Source organism: Kitasatospora sp. NPDC058478 (assembly GCF_042720345.1).
Lineage (GTDB): Bacteria > Actinomycetota > Actinomycetes > Streptomycetales > Streptomycetaceae > Kitasatospora.
In genome coordinates, this window is record NZ_JBHXML010000005.1 from 1 (window position 1) to 16047 (window position 16047).

Annotated in this window: 12 protein-coding genes; 8 read left to right on the forward strand and 4 right to left on the reverse strand. The window is 74.8% G+C overall.

Annotated elements, in window-relative coordinates; all coding sequences use genetic code 11:
- From ACFWPT_RS03880 to ACFWPT_RS03890, 3 genes are all read right to left on the reverse strand, one after another.
- On the reverse strand, window positions 1-2205 hold a 2205-nt coding region (locus ACFWPT_RS03880), incomplete at its 3' end, for a hypothetical protein (RefSeq protein WP_380479344.1).
- A 219-nt stretch (window positions 2206-2424) separates the two neighbouring features.
- Window positions 2425-4539, reverse strand: coding sequence for a putative bifunctional diguanylate cyclase/phosphodiesterase (locus ACFWPT_RS03885; RefSeq protein ID WP_380373913.1), 2115 nt, complete (start codon window positions 4537-4539; stop codon window positions 2425-2427).
- A 160-nt stretch (window positions 4540-4699) separates the two neighbouring features.
- Complete coding sequence (locus ACFWPT_RS03890; RefSeq protein WP_380479346.1) at window positions 4700-5506, reverse strand: SAM-dependent methyltransferase; 807 nt, start codon at window positions 5504-5506, stop codon at window positions 4700-4702.
- Window positions 5507-5806: 300 nt separating this feature from the next.
- Here ACFWPT_RS03890 and ACFWPT_RS03895 point away from each other — a divergent pair, with 300 nt between their 5' ends.
- The 8 genes from ACFWPT_RS03895 to ACFWPT_RS03930 all read left to right on the forward strand — a co-directional run bounded on the left by ACFWPT_RS03895 (window position 5807) and on the right by ACFWPT_RS03930 (window position 15119).
- Window positions 5807-6271 carry an SRPBCC family protein gene (locus ACFWPT_RS03895; protein ID WP_063351550.1) on the forward strand — a complete coding sequence of 155 codons (465 nt, stop codon included), beginning with the start codon at window positions 5807-5809 and terminating at the stop codon, window positions 6269-6271.
- A 73-nt stretch (window positions 6272-6344) separates the two neighbouring features.
- The gene (locus tag ACFWPT_RS03900) at window positions 6345-7490 is read left to right on the forward strand and encodes an aminotransferase class I/II-fold pyridoxal phosphate-dependent enzyme (protein WP_380479349.1); all 1146 of its coding nucleotides are present in this window, start codon (window positions 6345-6347) and stop codon (window positions 7488-7490) included.
- 312 nt (window positions 7491-7802) lie between these two features.
- On the forward strand, window positions 7803-9092 hold the full coding sequence (egtA, locus tag ACFWPT_RS03905) for an ergothioneine biosynthesis glutamate--cysteine ligase EgtA (RefSeq protein WP_380479351.1): 1290 nt from the start codon (window positions 7803-7805) through the stop codon (window positions 9090-9092).
- Window positions 9089-10432 carry an ergothioneine biosynthesis protein EgtB gene (gene egtB, locus ACFWPT_RS03910; protein WP_380373923.1) on the forward strand — a complete coding sequence of 448 codons (1344 nt, stop codon included), beginning with the start codon at window positions 9089-9091 and terminating at the stop codon, window positions 10430-10432. The genes egtA and egtB overlap by 4 nt, the downstream gene beginning before the upstream one ends.
- Entirely contained in the window at window positions 10432-11181 is a 750-nt protein-coding gene (gene egtC, locus ACFWPT_RS03915; RefSeq protein WP_380373925.1) for an ergothioneine biosynthesis protein EgtC, read from the forward strand. Before egtB ends, egtC begins: the two co-directional genes overlap by 1 nt.
- A 45-nt stretch (window positions 11182-11226) precedes the next feature.
- A complete protein-coding gene (gene egtD / locus ACFWPT_RS03920; RefSeq protein WP_063350058.1) occupies window positions 11227-12198 on the forward strand; it encodes an L-histidine N(alpha)-methyltransferase in 972 nt (323 codons plus the stop codon).
- 143 nt (window positions 12199-12341) lie between these two features.
- A complete protein-coding gene (locus ACFWPT_RS03925) occupies window positions 12342-13766 on the forward strand; it encodes a sugar porter family MFS transporter (protein WP_244293502.1) in 1425 nt (474 codons plus the stop codon).
- A 120-nt stretch (window positions 13767-13886) separates the two neighbouring features.
- A complete protein-coding gene (locus ACFWPT_RS03930) occupies window positions 13887-15119 on the forward strand; it encodes a nitric oxide synthase oxygenase (protein ID WP_380479354.1) in 1233 nt (410 codons plus the stop codon).
- Between the two features lie 94 nt (window positions 15120-15213).
- Here ACFWPT_RS03930 and ACFWPT_RS03935 read toward each other — a convergent pair whose 3' ends face one another.
- The gene (locus ACFWPT_RS03935) at window positions 15214-15939 is read right to left on the reverse strand and encodes a TetR/AcrR family transcriptional regulator (protein ID WP_380479357.1); all 726 of its coding nucleotides are present in this window, start codon (window positions 15937-15939) and stop codon (window positions 15214-15216) included.
- Between the last annotated feature and the right edge of the window lie 108 nt (window positions 15940-16047).

Here is a 16047-nt window from a genome sequence, read left to right on the forward strand (position 1 = left end):
CCCGGCGTCGTCCCCCGGGTCGGCGCCCACCGCCCGCCGCCGCAGCGCCGACCAGCGGCGCCGGACCGCCTCCGGCGCGGCGGTCGGGTCCGGCGCGGGCCGGCGCACTGCGGCGCGTACGGCCGTGCGGAACCCGGAGCCGGCAGCCAGGGCCGCGTCCACCACCACCGCCGCGACCAGGGCGGCGAGCTCCGTCGCCCGTTCGGGCAGCGGCAGCCGGTGCAGGGCGGTGGGCAGCGGCGAGAGCCGGCCGAGCAGCCGGTCGCGTTCCTCGGGGCGCACGCTCAGCCACACCACCAACCGGTGTGCCTCCTCGCGCTCCTGCGGGCTGAGCCCGTCGCCGCCCCGCCGGCCGCCGCCGACGGCGTGGGCGGCACGGTCCACTTCGGCCAGGACGTCCGGGAGTTGGGCCAGGGCGAGCAGTCGGGAGCAGTGTTCGCCGGAGCACTCGGGGTGGAAGCAGTCGTAGCGGGCGGCGACGGCCGGGGCGCCGACCCGGACCAGTGCGTCGATGAACGCGGCGCCGTCCGGTTCGGTGGCGATGCGTTCCAGCCCGGGGGTGTCGATCGGGCGGTCGAGGTAGTAGGGGGTGGCGGAGGGGGCGAAGGCGGCACCGAAGGCGAGCACTGCGAGGGCGGCCACGGCGTCGCGGCGGGAGCCGGGCGCCCGGGCGACGTCGGTCAGGTGGTGCAGGTCGAAGACGTTGTCCTGGACGTCGTCGCGCAGCCAGTCGCGCAGCCGCTCCGCTCCCCCGGCGGAGAGCCAGCGGGCCGCGTCGCCGGAGCGCCGGAGCAGGACCTCGGCGAGCTTGGCCGGGTCGGTGAAGGGGGATCCGAAGAAGGTGATCGGCCGGTGGGTGCGGCCGGTGTCGGCCCGGGTCTGTCGCCGGACCACCGCGGGGCTGCCGCCGGCCAGCCAGCTGCGGACCTGCGGGGCGGTCCAGCGGTCCTCCGGGTTCTTGGTGAACAGCCCTTGGAGGAGCAGCAGTTGGCGGGGGTCGGCGAGGACCGAGAGGTCGACCTCGTCCCCCAGGACCAGTTCCAGTTGCAGCACCTCGTCGCTGATCAGCAGGCCGTCCGCGCCGAGGAAGCGGGGGCGGCCGGTGAACAGCTCGTACAGGACGTTGCCGAGCGCCCACCAGGGCCCGGCCTCGTGGTTGCGGCCGGCCAGGAGCTCGGGGGCCATGTACGGGATGGTGACGATCGTCTCGGGCGTGAAGCGGCGGCTGGCGGTGAGCCGGGCGACGCCGCCGAAGTCGGCTATCACGAACTCCCCGGGCTCGCGGCCGGGGCGGACCAGGACGTTGGCCGGCTTGAAGTCCAGCGGGTTGCGCTCGATCCGCCGTTGCCAGAAGTCGAGCAGGGCGACGAGCTCGTAGACGATCCGCTCGGCCTCCCGCCGGTCGGTGTGCCGGCCGCGCTTGCGCAGTTCGGCGAAGTGGTCGGCGAGGGTGACCGGCAGGTACTCCATGGCCACCCAGTCGAGTTCGGCGCCGTGGTGGCCGACCCGGCCGAAGTCGACGATGTGCGGGACGTGGCGGCGGTAGTCGTCGTTGCGCAGGTAGCCGAGCAGGTCGGCGTCCATGGCGTGGCCGGCGGTCGTCACCTTCACCGCGGCCTCGCCGCCGCCGTCGGTGCGCCGGACGTGCCAGACGGTGCCCTCGGTGCCGGAGCCGGCCACTCCGAGCGGGGCGAAGCGGCCGCGCAGGGCGTCGGGGAAGGCGCCCGCGAACCGTCCGCCGGTGGGCCCCGCACTCTCCGACACCCCGCCCCCCGGTATCCCACCCTCCGACACCCCGCCCTTCGACACCCCGCCCACGGGGCCCTCGCCGCTCCGACTGGGCCCGGGGCCGACGTTGTCGGCCCAGCCGGGGGCGGCGGCGCGCCCGGTGCCCGCGCGCCGCTGGACCTTGGTCGGGGCTTCCGGGTCGACCCGCTCCGGCGCGGCCCGCTGGACCCTGGTCGGCGCCTCCGGGTCGAAGCGGGCCCCGCCGTCCGGCGCCCGCCCGGTCGCGGCGTCGGGGTCCGTCCGGGTGCGCGGGACGGCGCCGAGCCGGGACGGCCGGTCCGGTACGACACCGAGGCGCCGCCCCCACGGCCGCCGGTCCACCCTGGTCGAGGGCTCGGGCCGGGGCCCGGGGCCGCTCTCCGGCCAGGGGCCTCGTCGGTCGTCGTCGGCCGGGCCGGCGTCCTCCGGTGTGGCCATGGCGGCGCTCTCCTCCCCGCTTCCCGGGGCCGGCGCGGGGCCGTAGCCACGCACCACACGGCCCCGGGTGGTGATTTTGACGCGCCATCATCCCGCATGGTGGGCCGTGGTGTTGGCCGATTTTCCGGAACGCGACCGAGCGGTTGCACGACCGCTGCCGAACGCCACCGCGGGCCTTCCCCACCTGCTCGGCCCCTGCCCCCTGACGGCCCCGACGCGTCAGCCCCCGACCGGGCGCCCCCGGGGCTCCTCGGCGATCCGGCGGGCGATCTCGGCCGGCCGCACCGGGCGGCCGAAGTGCCAGCCCTGCGCCCAGTCGCAGCCGATGGTCCGCAGCCGTTCGGCGTCCTTGCGGGTCTCCACGCCCTCGGCGGTGACGGTCAGCCCGAGCGCGTGCGCCATCGACACCAGGCCGCTGACGATCCGCCACCCGGTGGACTCGTCCTTCTCCGGATCGTGCAGGTCGCCGACGAAGGAACCGGCGATCTTCAGCCCGGAGACCGGCAGGTCGCGCAGGTACGCGAGGTTGGACCAGCCGGTGCCGAAGTCGTCCACGGCCAGCGACACGCCGAGGTCCACCAGCCCGTGCAGGGTGCGCAGCGCCTCGTCCTCGGGCCCGACCACGGTCGACTCGGTGATCTCCAGCTGCAGCCGGGCCGGATCGAGGCCGGTCGCATCCAGGATCCGGCCGAGGTCGGTGACGAGCGCCGCGCTGCGCGCCTGGCGGACCGCCAGGTTGACGTTCAGCTGCGGCGCGGCGTCGCCGAAGCGCTTGACCCAGTCCGCGGCCTGGCCACAGGCCTGCTCCAGCACCCAGCGGCCGAGCGGCATGATCAGCCCGGTCTCCTCGGCGGTGGTCACGAACTCGTCCGGGCCGAGCACGCCGAGCTGCGGGTGGCGCCAGCGCACCAGCGCCTCCACCGCGGCCAGCCGGCCGTCCGCCAGCGCGTACAGCGGCTGGTAGTCGATGAAGAACTCGCCCCGGTCGAGGGCGGCCGGCATCCGCACCGACACCGCGTAACGGCTGACCGCGCGGGCGTTCTCCTTGGGGTCGAACAGCGTCCAGCGGCCGCGGCCGGCCTCCTTGGCCCGGTACAGCGTCAGGTCGGCGGCCCGCACGGCCGCGCCCGGGGTGGTGGTGGACACCCGCCGCTCCAGCACGCCGACACTCGCGCCCACGGCCAGCTTGTGGTCGCCGATCAGCACCGGCCCGGCCAGCGCCTTGAGCACGGTCTTCGCCGCCGCGACGGCCTCCTGCTCGCCCCGGCAGTTCTCCAGCAGCACCACGAACTCGTCGCCGCCGAGCCGGGCCACCAGGTGGCCGAGCGGGTTGAGCGCGGCCTTCAGCCGGGCCGCCACGGCGGACAGCAGCTCGTCCCCGGTGTCGTGGCCGAGGCTGTCGTTGACCACCTTGAAGCCGTCGAGGTCGACGTAGCAGAGGCCGAACCTGGCGCCCGGATCCGGATCCTCGAACAGCTTCTCCAGCCGCTCGAAGAAGGCCGCCCGGTTCGGCAGGCCGGTCAGCGGGTCGTGGGTGGCCTGGTGGCGCAGCCGCTCCTGGAGCCGGTAGCGGTCGGTGACGTCCTCCAGCATCGCGACCTGGTACTGCGGGACGCCGTCGTCGTCGCGGATCAGCGAGACGGTCAGATGGGTCCAGACCACCTCGCCGTCCTGGCGGTAGTACGGCTTGTCGAACTGGAAGTAGTCCCGCTTGCCGCTGATCAGCTCCTCGTACGCCTCCCACACGCCCGGGGTGTCCTCGGGGTGGACGAGGTCGCCGACCCGGCGGCCGGTCATGTCCTCCGGGCTCGCGCCGAACAGCTCCTGGAGCGCCTTGTTGACCGCCAGGATGTTGCCGTCGGTGTCGCCGATGCCGATCCCGATGGCCGCGCTCTCGAACAGCGCCCGGAACCGGGCCTCGGAGTCGCGCAGCGCCCGCTCGGCCTCCTTGCGGGCGGTGTCGGCGGCGGTGCGGATCGCCTCCTGCTCCCGCAGCGTGCGCTCGCGCAGGGCGGCGGCCCAGCCGGCCGCGAAGGCGCCGGTCAGGGCCGGGCCGCGGTCGTCGCCGAGCGGCTGCACCTGGAGCAGTTCCACCGCCCGGGCCAGCACCACCGGGTCGGTGAAGTGCGCGTCGACCAGTTCCGCGCCGGCCTGCTCGGCCAGCCGGGGCTCGAACGGCTCGCCCAGCTGCGCGCGGTGGAGCAGGGCGGCGGTGCGGGCGGTGAGGCGGCCGAGCAGCCCGGGGTCGACGGCCGTGCCGTGGTCGGCGGAGAGCAGCCGCGCCCAGGCCTCGTGGAACCGCTCGGCGCTGCCGGCGACCGGGGAGGCGCTCATGCGTCCGCCCGGGTGCGTGCGGTCACCGCTGCGGGGTGGCCGCCGCAGACGGCGGCGGGCCGGGCGGGGGGCGCAGTGGTCCGCGCGGCGGGCACGGCGGGGTGAGCGGCGGCCGCTTCGCGGAGCCCGCGGCCGTCGGTCACTCGCCCGATCCGTCCGCTCAAGGGCGGAACCCCACGCCCGCCACCCCGGTCATCCGCTCGGGGTGCTCGCCGACCGTCTCCGGCTGGTCCGGACGCCACTGCGGCAGGTAGACCACGCCCGGTTCGACCAGCTCGAAGCCGGCGAACATCCCGCTGATCTGCTCGTGGGTGCGCATGGTCAGCGGGGTCGGCGTCCTGCGGTAGAGCTCCTGGTGGTCCTCCGCCTGGTCCGGTCGGCCCTCCAGGGAGGCGTGCGAGAGGACCAGCGCGCTGCCGGGCGGGAGCGCGTCACGGAGCGTGCCGATCAGCTTCCACGGGTCCTCGTCGTCGGTGACGAAGTGCGCGACGGCGACCAGCAGGACGGCCACCGGCTCGCCCTGCGCCAGCAGAGCGGCCACCTCGGGGCGGGCCAGCAGGTCGTGGACGTCGCGCAGGTCGGCCTGGACGACCTCGCTGCCGGGGTCGTCCTCCAGCAGCAGGCGGCTGTGCGCGACGGCGACCGGGTCCCGGTCCACGTAGAGGACCGTCGCCTCGGGGCGGATCGCGCGGGCGATCTCGTGCACCGCGCCGAAGGTCGGGATGCCGGAGCCGATGTCCAGGAAGCGGGTGACGCCGCGCTCGGCCAGGAAGGACACGGCCCGCCGCAGGAAGGCCCGGTTGGAGCGCATGATCTGCGGCAGCTCCGGCCACAGGGCCATCGCCTTGCGCGCCATCTCCCGGTCGACCTCGAAGTTGTGCGAGCCCCCCAGGTAGTAGTCGTAGACCCGCGCGGCGTTCGGTTTGTCCAGGTCCGTGCCCTCCGGTACCCAGCTCGGTCGCCGCATGCCTGTGACTCCTTCACTCCGTTTTCCGGGGGTGCAGTGCCTCGCGACAGCTGCTGTGACAGACGAGACTACAAGCACACAAGATCCTCCCCTGCACCCCGAACGGCCGCAAGCGGAACACCTCCCTCCTGGCATGCGACGTTTACGGAGCGTTCGCCTCCCGTCTCACCGGCACCGGACCGACGGCCGGGCCGACACAGGGGCCCACGCAGGGGCCTACACAGGGACCAGGTCCGGGCCGACGAGGGAACCCGACCGAAACGGGCCGGCTCCGGACCGGAGCGTCCTAGGGTGGGGCCCGTGGACCCCAACCACTACCGTTTCCGGGGCACGTGGCGACTCGCGGCGCCGGCGCCCGACGTGTACGCGGCACTGGAGGACGTACGGAGTTACCCGCTGTGGTGGCCCGAGGTCCTCGAAGTCCGGCAGACCGGCGAGGAGTCCGGGGACCTCGTGGTGCGCGCGCTGCTGCCGTACCGGCTGGTGATCCGCCTGGAGACCCGACGGCGCGACCCGGCCGCCGGAGTGCTGGAGGCGGCCATGCGGGGCGATCTCACCGGGTGGTCACGGTTCACCGTCACCTCGGACGGGCCGGGCAGCCGCGTGCTCTTCGAGGAGGACACCCGCCCCGGCAAGCCCCTGCTGCGCCGCCTCGCGCTGCCCCTGCACCCGCTGTTCCGGGCCAACCACGCGGTGATGATGCGCCGGGGGCGGCGGGGGCTGGCGGCGCACCTGGGCAGCGGGGGCGGGCCGGCGAAGAGGTGACCACACGGCCGGTGGCGGCCAGGACCCGTCCGGCTCTAGCGTGGCGGCGCACCCCCGACCACCGGAGGCCGTCATGCCCACCACCGCACCGGACGCGTTCGGCTTCACGGCCCCCTTCGACCGGACCGGGACGGGCAGCAGCAAGTGGGCCCGCGCGGGGGCGCCCGGGGTGATCGCGATGGGCCTGGCGGACATGGACCTGCCCGGGCCCCCGGCCGTGGCCGCCGCGCTGGAGCGCCGGGCCCGCCACCGCGCGTACGGGTACACGGTGTGCGACCCGGCCGGGCGGGCTCTGGTGGCCCGCTGGTACCGCTCGCGGCACGGCGTCGAGGTGGATCCGGACTGGGTGCTGCTGCTGCCCTGCGGCCCGCGCACCGCCCTGCGCCTGCTGCTGGAGACCGTGCGCCCGCAGGCGCCGGTGCTGTTCCCGACGCCGGAGTGGGGCGGCTTCGCCCAACTGTGCCGGGCGGCCGGCCTCCCGTACCGGGAACTGCCCCTGGCCGTCGGCCCGGACGGCTACCGGCTCCCGGACGGCCCGCTCCCCCACCCGGCCGGAGCCGTTCTGCTGAGCAGCCCGCACAACCCCTCCGCCCGGGTCTGGCCGGCCGCCGAACTGCGGTCCCTCGCCGAGCGGGCGGCGGAGGCCGGCGCGCTGCTGGTCTCGGACGAGGTGCACGGCGATCTCACCCACCCCGGGTACGTCCACCCGGTGGCGGTGGCCACCGTCGACGCGGCGCTCCGGCCCCGGGTGGTCACGCTGAACTCGGTCGGCAAGACCTTCAACTGCTCCGGCCTGCCGAGCAGTTTCGCGCTCGTCCCCGATCCGGGCCTGCGCGCCCGGTTCACCGAGGTGCTGGCCGGCTTCGGCCTCTGGGAGGGCGGCCTGCTGGAGCAGACCGTCCAGCGGGCGGCGCTGGCCGAGGGCGGGCCGTGGCTGGACGCACTGCTCGCCCACCTCGCCGCCGCCCGCGCCCGGCTCACCGGTCGGCTGGGGACCGCCGTCCGCTCCGCGCCGCAGTCCTCCTACCTGCTCTGGCTGGACGCCGCCGACCTGGGGCTGCCGCCGGACGAGGCCCGCCGGGCGCTGCTGGAGCGCTGCGGCCTGGAGGCCTCGGACGGCGCCGAGTTCGGCCCCGGCGGCCAGGGCGGGCTGCGGCTGAACTACGCCCTGCCGGGCCCGGTGCTGGACGCCGTCCTGGAGCGCCTCGACCGACGGTGACCGAACCGCCGGGGCACCCCGCCCGACGCCCGCACGCCATCTGCTCACCGACGTCCCTCGACGCTCCCGCCCGGCGCCCCGCGCACGCCCGGAAAGCCGCCCCGGATCCCCGGATTCACCCGATCGCGCCACCCCTGACCTGCAGAAACGAACGTTCACACGATATTTGCGAAGCGCCCCCGCATGCTCCGTAGCAGACTGGGCAGGGTAGTTCGGGCCGCAATCCTGACCCCGAGGATGGTAAGTCCGGTGATACCGACATCCCGCACCACTCCGCCCGACCGGCAGAGCCCCCCAGCGCCCCCGCCGGGGGTGACCCCGCTGACCGAGTCGGGGGCGCTCAGCCACGTGTCGGGCGTCTGCTTCAAGATCGGACCGCCCCGGCTGGTGGGCGTCGAGGTCGAGTGGTTCGTCCACGACGACCGATGTCCCGGCAAGCCCGTCCGACCGGAACTGGTCCACGCCGCACTGGAGTCGCTGCCACTCGGCGGCCCGGACGGGGCCTCGCTCCCCTCCGGCTCGCGGCTCACGCTCGAACCCGGCGGGCAGGTCGAGCTCAGCTCCCCGCCCGCCACCGGCCTCCTGGCCTGCGTCGAGGACACCCGACGCGATCTGACCGCCCTGCAGGCCGCCTTCGCGGCGCAGGGCCTGCGCCTCACCGGCACCGGGACGGACCCGCTGGCCCGCCCCCGCCTGATGGTCCTGGACCACCCCCGCTACCTCGCGATGGAGCGGTTCTTCGACTCCGCCGGCCCCTGGGGCCGGATCATGATGACCGGCACGGCCTCGGTGCAGGTGTGCCTGGACGCCGGCGACGCGGACGGCCCGCACGCGGTGGAGCGCCGCTGGCGGCTGACCCACCTGCTCGGCCCCGTCCTGGTCGCCGCCTTCGCCAACTCCCCGCTGCTGGACGGCAGGCCGACCGGTCACCGGTCCACCCGGCAGACCGTCTGGTCCCGGATGGACCCGACCCGCACGCTCGCCCCGGAGCCGGACCACGGCGACCCGCGCGAGGCCTGGGCGCAGTACGTGCTGGACGCCGAGGTGCTGTGCGTGCGCCGCCCGGAGGGGCTGCCGTGGACGGCCCCGCCCGGCCTGACCTTCCGCGACTGGGTCCGCGGCGGTGGTGAACGCCCGCCCACGCTGGCCGACTTGGACTACCACCGGACCACCCTGTTCCCGCCGGTGCGCCCACGCGGCCACCTGGAGCTGCGCATGATCGACGCCCAGCCCGGGGACGGCTGGGTGGTACCCACCGCCCTGGTCACCGCGCTGCTGGACGACCCGCCGGCCGCCGAGGCCGCGCTCGCCGCGCTGGAGCCGCTGGACCGCCCGGACGGTCCGCGCCCGCCGCGCAGCGACGTCTGGCGCCGGGCCGCGACGCTGGCCGTCGCCGATCCCGAGCTGCGCCGCGCCGCCCTGACCTGCTTCGCCGCCGCCGACGCCGCGCTGGGCCGCCTGCCCGGCGCCGGACGGCTGCGCGCCGCCGTCGCCGAGTTCGCCGAGCGCTACCCCGCGCGAGGCCGCTGCCCCGCCGACGACCAGCTGGACGCCCTGCGCTCCGGCACCCGACGCACTCCTCCGGAGGAGGCCGCACCATGACCGACGTCCGCCCCCCTGCCGCCCCGGCGGCGGGCACCGAGGAGTTGCGCGAGACCATCGCGGCCGAACTGCTGGCCGCCCGCGCCCGCACCGCCGCGCTCACCGACTGCGTCGAGGACGGCGACCTCACCGCCCAGCACTCGCCGTTGATGTCCCCGCTGGTCTGGGACCTGGCACACATCGGCAACCAGGAGGAACTCTGGCTGCTGCGCAACGTCGGCGGCCGCGACCCGATGCACCCGGAGATCGACCCGCTGTACGACGCCTTCCAGCACCCCCGGGCCGAGCGGCCGAGCCTGCCGCTGCTGGCGCCCGCCGAGGCCCGGGCGTACGCGCACGAGGTGCGCGGCCGGGTGCTGGACCTGCTGGCGGCCAGCCCGCTGGAGGGGGCGCCGCTGCTGGACGCGGGGTTCGCGTTCGGGATGATCGCCCAGCACGAGCAGCAGCACGACGAGACGATGCTGATCACCCACCAGCTCCGCCCGGGGGAGCCGGCGCTGGCCGCTCCCCCGCCGCCGCCCGCCCCGGCGGACGCGGCCGCTCTGCCCGCCGAAGTGCTCGTCCCCGCAGGGCCGTTCACGATGGGCACCGACACCGAGCCGTGGGCGCTGGACAACGAGCGCCCCGCGCACGTGGTCGAGCTGCCCGCCTTCCTGCTGGACACCACGCCCGTCACCAACGCCGCGTACCAGCGGTTCATCGCGGACGGCGGCTACGACGAGCCGCGCTGGTGGACGCCCGAGGGCTGGGAGCACCGGCGGCGGGCCGACCTGACCGCCCCGCTGTTCTGGCGCCTGGACGGCGGCCAGTGGCTGCGGCGCCGGTTCGGCGCGGTGGAGCCCGTCCCGGCGGACGAGCCCGTCCTGCACGTCAGCTGGTACGAGGCGGACGCCTACGCCCGGTGGGCCGGACGGCGGCTGCCGACCGAGGCGGAGTGGGAGAAGGCGGCCCGGCACGACCCGGCGAGCGGCCGCTCCCGCCGCTACCCGTGGGGCGACCAGGCCCCCGGAGCCGAGCACGCCAACCTCGGGCAGCGGCACCTGCGCCCGGCCCCGGCCGGCGGCTACCCGGCGGGCGAGTCCCCGTGCGGTGTACGGCAGTTGATCGGCGACGTGTGGGAGTGGACGGCCAGCGACTTCCGCCCCTACCCGGGGTTCCGGGCCTGGCCGTACCAGGAGTACTCGGAGGTCTTCTTCGGACCGGAGTACAAGGTGCTGCGCGGCGGCTGCTTCGCGGTGGCGCCGGTCGCCTGCCGGGGCACCTTCCGTAACTGGGACTACCCCGTCCGGCGGCAGATCTTCGCCGGGTTCCGCACCGCCCGCGACCTGGAGGTGGCCTGATGTGCCGCCACCTCGCCTACCTGGGTGAGCCGGTGGCGCCGCAGGAGCTGCTGGTGCACCCGCCGCACGGCCTGTACCGGCAGTCCTGGGCGCCCCGGGCGCAGCAGTACGGCACGGTCAACGCGGACGGCTTCGGCCTCGGCTGGTACGCGGACGGCGACGAGGTGCCGGCCCGCTACCGCCGGGACGGGCCGATCTGGGCGGACGCCGCGTTCGCCGACCTCGCCCGGGTGATCCGCACCCGGGCGCTGCTGGCGGCGGTGCGCTCCGCCACCGAGGGCTGCGCGGCGGGCGAGAGCGCGGCGGCGCCGTTCGCGGCCGGGCACTGGCTGTTCAGCCACAACGGCGCGGTGGCGGGCTGGCCGGGCAAGCTGGACGCGCTGGCCGCCCTGCTCCCGCCGGCCGAGCTGCTGGAGCTGGAGGCGCGCTCCGACTCGGCGCTGCTGTGGGCCCTGGCCCTGCACCGGCTGCGGGCGGGGGCCGGGCTCGGCGAGGCGCTGGCGGGCACCGTCGCGGACGTCACCGCACACACCACCGGCCGGCTCAACCTGCTGCTCACCGACGGCCGCACGCTCGCCGCGACCGCCTGGGGCGACACCCTGCACCACCGCGACCTGCCCGGGCTCGGCACGGTGGTGGCCTCCGAGCCGTACGACGACGCCCCCGGCTGGACGGCCGTTCCGGACGGCTCGCTGGTGGTGGTCGACGAGCGCGGCGTCACCGTCCGTCAGCTCCTCGGCCACTACTGATCCTCCATCGCCCCTTCATCTTCTGAACAGAGGACCCACCCTGTCATGGACACATTTGATCTCACCCGGCTGCTGCCCGCCGACCACTTCAGCACCGCGCTGCGCCACGACGTGCAGCACGGGCTGACCTCCGAACCCAAGTGGCTGCCGCCGAAGTGGTTCTACGACGCGCGGGGCAGCGAGCTGTTCGAGGAGATCACCCGGCTGCCGGAGTACTACCCGACCCGCGCCGAGCGGGCCATCCTGACCGCCCGGGCCGGCGAGATCGCCGCCGCCACCGGGGCCCGCACGCTGGTCGAGCTGGGCTCCGGCTCCTCCGAGAAGACCCGGCTGCTGCTGGACGCGCTGCGCGCGCTCGGCACCCTGGAGACGTACGTCCCGGTGGACGTCAGCGAGAGCGCGCTGACCGCCGCCGGCGTCGCGCTCGCCGCCGAGTACCCCGGGCTCGCCGTACACGGCGTGCTGGCCGACTTCACCGCCCGGCTCGGCCTGCCCCCGGAGGGCGGCCCCCGGCTGGTCGCCTTCCTCGGCGGCACCCTGGGCAACCTGCTGCCCGAGGAGCGGGCGGCCTTCCTGCGCGGGCTGCGCGCGGCCCTCGACCCGGGCGACTTCCTGCTGCTCGGCACCGACCTGGTCAAGGACCCGTCGATGCTGGTCGCCGCCTACGACGACGCGGCCGGGGTGACCGCCGAGTTCAACCTCAACGTGCTCAACGTGCTCAACCGCGAGCTGGGCGCCGACTTCGACCCGACCGCGTTCGCGCACGTCGCGCGGTGGGACCCGGACCGGGAGTGGATCGAGATGCGGCTGCGCTCGCTGCGCGCGCAGACCGTGAAGATCCCGGCGCTGAACCTGCCGGTGCACTTCGACCGGGGCGAGGAGCTGCGCACCGAGGTGTCCGCCAAGTTCCGCCGGGAGCGGGTGTCCGCCGAGCTGGCGGCGGCCGGGCTGCGGCTGAGCCACTGGTGGACGGACGAGGAGGGCCGGTTCGGGCTGTCACTGTCCGCCCCGGCGTAGGGAGGGTCGGCGCAGCCTAATTTGCTTGTTCACTTTACGAATACTCAGAGCAAAAATTGAGGTTTCTGGTGTACAAGACTTAAACGAATAGGGGTTACGATCTCGGCTACCGAGCTCAGCGTTGAGTACCAGGAGTCAAGATCGTGAGCGTCACCAAGCAGCCCTCCGGGGCGGTCGAGGCCTCCGCGCCCGGCCGCCTCGGCTTCGTCGTCTTCATCACCGCCGCCGCAGCCCTCGGCGGGTTCCTGTTCGGCTACGACAGTTCCGTGATCAACGGCGCCGTCTCCGGAATCCAGGAGAAGTTCGGCGTCGGCGACGGCGTGACCGGTCTGATCGTCTCCTCCGCCCTGCTGGGCTCGGCGATCGGCGCCGCACTGGCCGGCCGGTTCGCCGACCGCTACGGCCGCATCAAGGTCATGAAGGCGGGCGCGCTGCTGTTCGCGGTCAGCGCGATCGGCTCGATGCTCCCCTTCGCCGCCTGGGACCTCGCCTTCTGGCGCGTGCTCGGCGGCGCGGCCATCGGCATCGCCTCGGTGATCGCCCCGACCTACATCGCCGAGGTCGCGCCCACCAAGTACCGGGGCCGGCTGGCCTCCTTCCAGCAGGCCGCGATCGTGCTCGGCATCGCGATCTCCCAGCTGGTCAACTGGCTGCTGGCGAACGCGGCCGGCGGCGACACCCGCGGCCAGCTGCTCGGCCTGGAGGCCTGGCAGTGGATGCTCGGCATCTGCGTCGTCCCGGCCGCGGTCTACTTCACCCTCGCCTCGGTGATCCCCGAGTCCCCGCGCTACCTGATCCAGGCCGGCCGGCTGGACGACGCCCGCGCCGTGCTCGCCCAGGTCGAGGGCCAGGACATCGACACCGACGCCCGGATCGCAGAGGTCCAGGGGCTGATCGCCTCCGACCACCGCCCGCGCTTCGGCGACCTGCTCGGCGGGCGCTTCGGCCTGCTGCCGATCGTCTGGGTCGGCATCGGCCTGTCGGTCTTCCAGCAGCTGGTCGGCATCAACGTGATCTTCTACTACTCGTCGATCCTGTGGCAGTCGGTCGGCATCGACCAGAGCAACTCGCTGCTGATCAGCTTCGTCGGCTCGGTCATCAACATCCTCGGCACCGTCGTCGCGATCCTGCTGGTGGACCGGATCGGCCGCAAGCCGCTCGCCCTGATCGGCTCGGCCGGCATGGCCGTCGCGCTCGGCGCGGCCGGCTGGGCGTTCTCCTCCGCCACCGGCAGCGGTGACAACGTCACGCTGCCCGACCTCCAGGGCACCGTCGCACTGGTCGCCGCCAACGCCTTCGTGCTGTTCTTCGCGATGTCCTGGGGCGTCGTCGTCTGGGTGATGCTCGGCGAGATGTTCCCGAACCGCATCCGGGCCGCCGCGCTGTCCGTCGCCGCCTCCGCGCAGTGGATCGCCAACTGGGCGATCACCGTGTCGTTCCCGTCGATGTCGCGCTGGAACCTGTCGGCGACCTACCTGGTGTACGCGGCGTTCGCGGCGCTGTCGATCGTCTTCGTGGCGAAGTTCATGAAGGAGACCAAGGGCGTCCGACTGGAGGACATGGGCTGATCCGACAGTCCGACCATCGGCCCCCGCACCCTAGCGCGATCAGCGCGGGTGCGGGGGCCGAATCGTTCACTCCCTGCGGCGGCCCGGACACCTCCGGTACTCCTGTTCGCCAGGAGGGATGTGTCCTTGATCTTCAACCGGCTCCGCGCCCGCAGACCAGCCGCCGCCCCCGCCGGCGGCTGCCCGTACGCCCATGCCCACACCCACGCCCCGGCCGCGGCCCGGCCGTCGCCCCCGCCATCGTCCACGCCGCCGCCATCGTCCACGCCGCCGTTCACCGACCCGGAGCAGGCCGCCGAGTTCATCCGCCGCTTCCATCGCGAGCAGCCCGCCACCGGGGCCCCGGACGCCCGGATACGGGCCGTCCTCGACGAGATCGAACGCACCGGCAGCTACGAGCACACCCCCGCCGAACTCGCCTACGGCGCCAAGCTCGCCTGGCGCAACGCCGCCCGCTGCATCGGCCGGCTGTACTGGCGCAGTCTGGTGGTGCGCGACCTGCGCCACCTCGACTCGGCCGACGACATCGCCGCCGAGTGCTTCGAGCACCTGCGGCTGGCCGGCAACGGCGGACGGATCCGCCCGGTGGTCTCGGTGTTCGCCCCCGACCGCCCGGGCCGCCCTGCCGCCCGCATCGTCAACCAGCAGCTGGTCCGCTACGCCGGCCACCGGGTCGGCGACGCCGTCGTCGGCGACCCGGCCGGCACCGCACTCGCCGCCCGCGCCCGCGACCTCGGCTGGAAGTGCGCCGAGGACCGCTTCGAGGTGCTGCCGCTGCTCGTCCAGGAACGCCCCGACGAGCGCCCGCGCTGGTACGAGCTGCCGGACGACACCACCCTGGAGGTGCCGCTCACCCACCCCGCGTACGACTGGTTCGCCGACCTGGGCCTGCGCTGGTACGCGGTGCCCGCGATCAGCGACATGACGCTGGAGATCGGCGGCGTCCGCTACCCGGCCGCGCCCTTCAACGGCTGGTACATGGGCACCGAGATCGGCGCCCGCAACCTCGCCGACGCCGACCGCTACGACCTGCTCGGCACCGTCGCCGAGCGCCTGGGCCTGGACACCTCCAGCGAGCGCACGCTCTGGCGCGACCGCGCGCTGATCGAGCTCAACATCGCGGTGCTGCACTCCTTCCAGGAGGCCGGAGTGACGATCGCCGACCACCACACCGAGTCCGAGCGCTTCCTCCGGCACGTCGCCCAGGAGAAGCGGCTCGGCCGGCCGACCCCGGCGGACTGGAGCTGGATCGTGCCCCCGGTCTCCGGCGGACTCACGCCCGTCTACCACCGGTACTACGACCCGGTGGACCCGTCGCTGCGGCCGGCCTTCCTGGCGCGCGAGCCCTGGTGAGGCGGGGGGCAGCGGGGGCGGCGGGGGCAGCGGGGGCGGGGGCAGCGGAAACAGCGGGACGGTGGGACAAGGGGAAGGTCGGCGGCGGCGGGGTCTAGGGGCGTTCGGTGAGGCGCTCGAAGCGCAGGACGAGCCCGTCGAGCAGCGCTTCCAAGCCGGTCTCGAAGGCGCCCTCGTCCACCGTCCCGCGGTGCCCGGCCAGCCGGTGCGCCTCGCCGAGGTGCGGGTAGTCGGCCGCGTCGTACACCTCGGCGTCCGCGGGGAAGCCGGCCGCGAAGGAGGCCAGCGCCGAGCCGGTGACGAAGTAGCGCATCAGCGCGCCGATCCGGGTGGCCTGGCCGCGCGGCCAGCCGGCCTCGACCAGGTGGCCGAAGACCGCGTCGGCCAGGCGCAGCGCGTTCGGTCGGCGGCCCGGGCCCTGGGCGAGCACCGGCACGATGTTGGGGTGGGCGGCGAGGGCGGCGCGGTAGGAGCGGGCCCAGGCGCGCAGCGCGTCCGGCCAGGGCGTCGGCCGGCCGCTGGGCGTAGCGGTGGGTGCGTCGTCGGGCGTGCCGTCGGGCTTAGCGGTGGGCGTAGCGGTGGGCGGGCCGTCGGGCGCGCCGAACATCGACAAGTCGACCTCGCCGATCACGCTGTCCACCACCGCGTCCAGCAGTTCGTCCTTGGTCGCGACGTGGTTGTAGAGCGAGGGACCGCTGACCGACAGTTCGGTGGCGAGGCGGCGGGTGGAGAGGGCAGCCAGGCCCTCGGCGTCGATCAGCCGCAGAGCAGCGGCGACGATGCGCTCGCGGCTGAGCAGCGGGGTGCGCGGGCGGGCCATCGGGGTGCTGCCTCCGGTTCCTCCGGTCGGGTGGGGCGGGGACCGATTCTGGCAGGTGCCCCTTCCCAGCGCGGGCCGGCCGGGGCTACAGTCCCTCCATAAAACTTG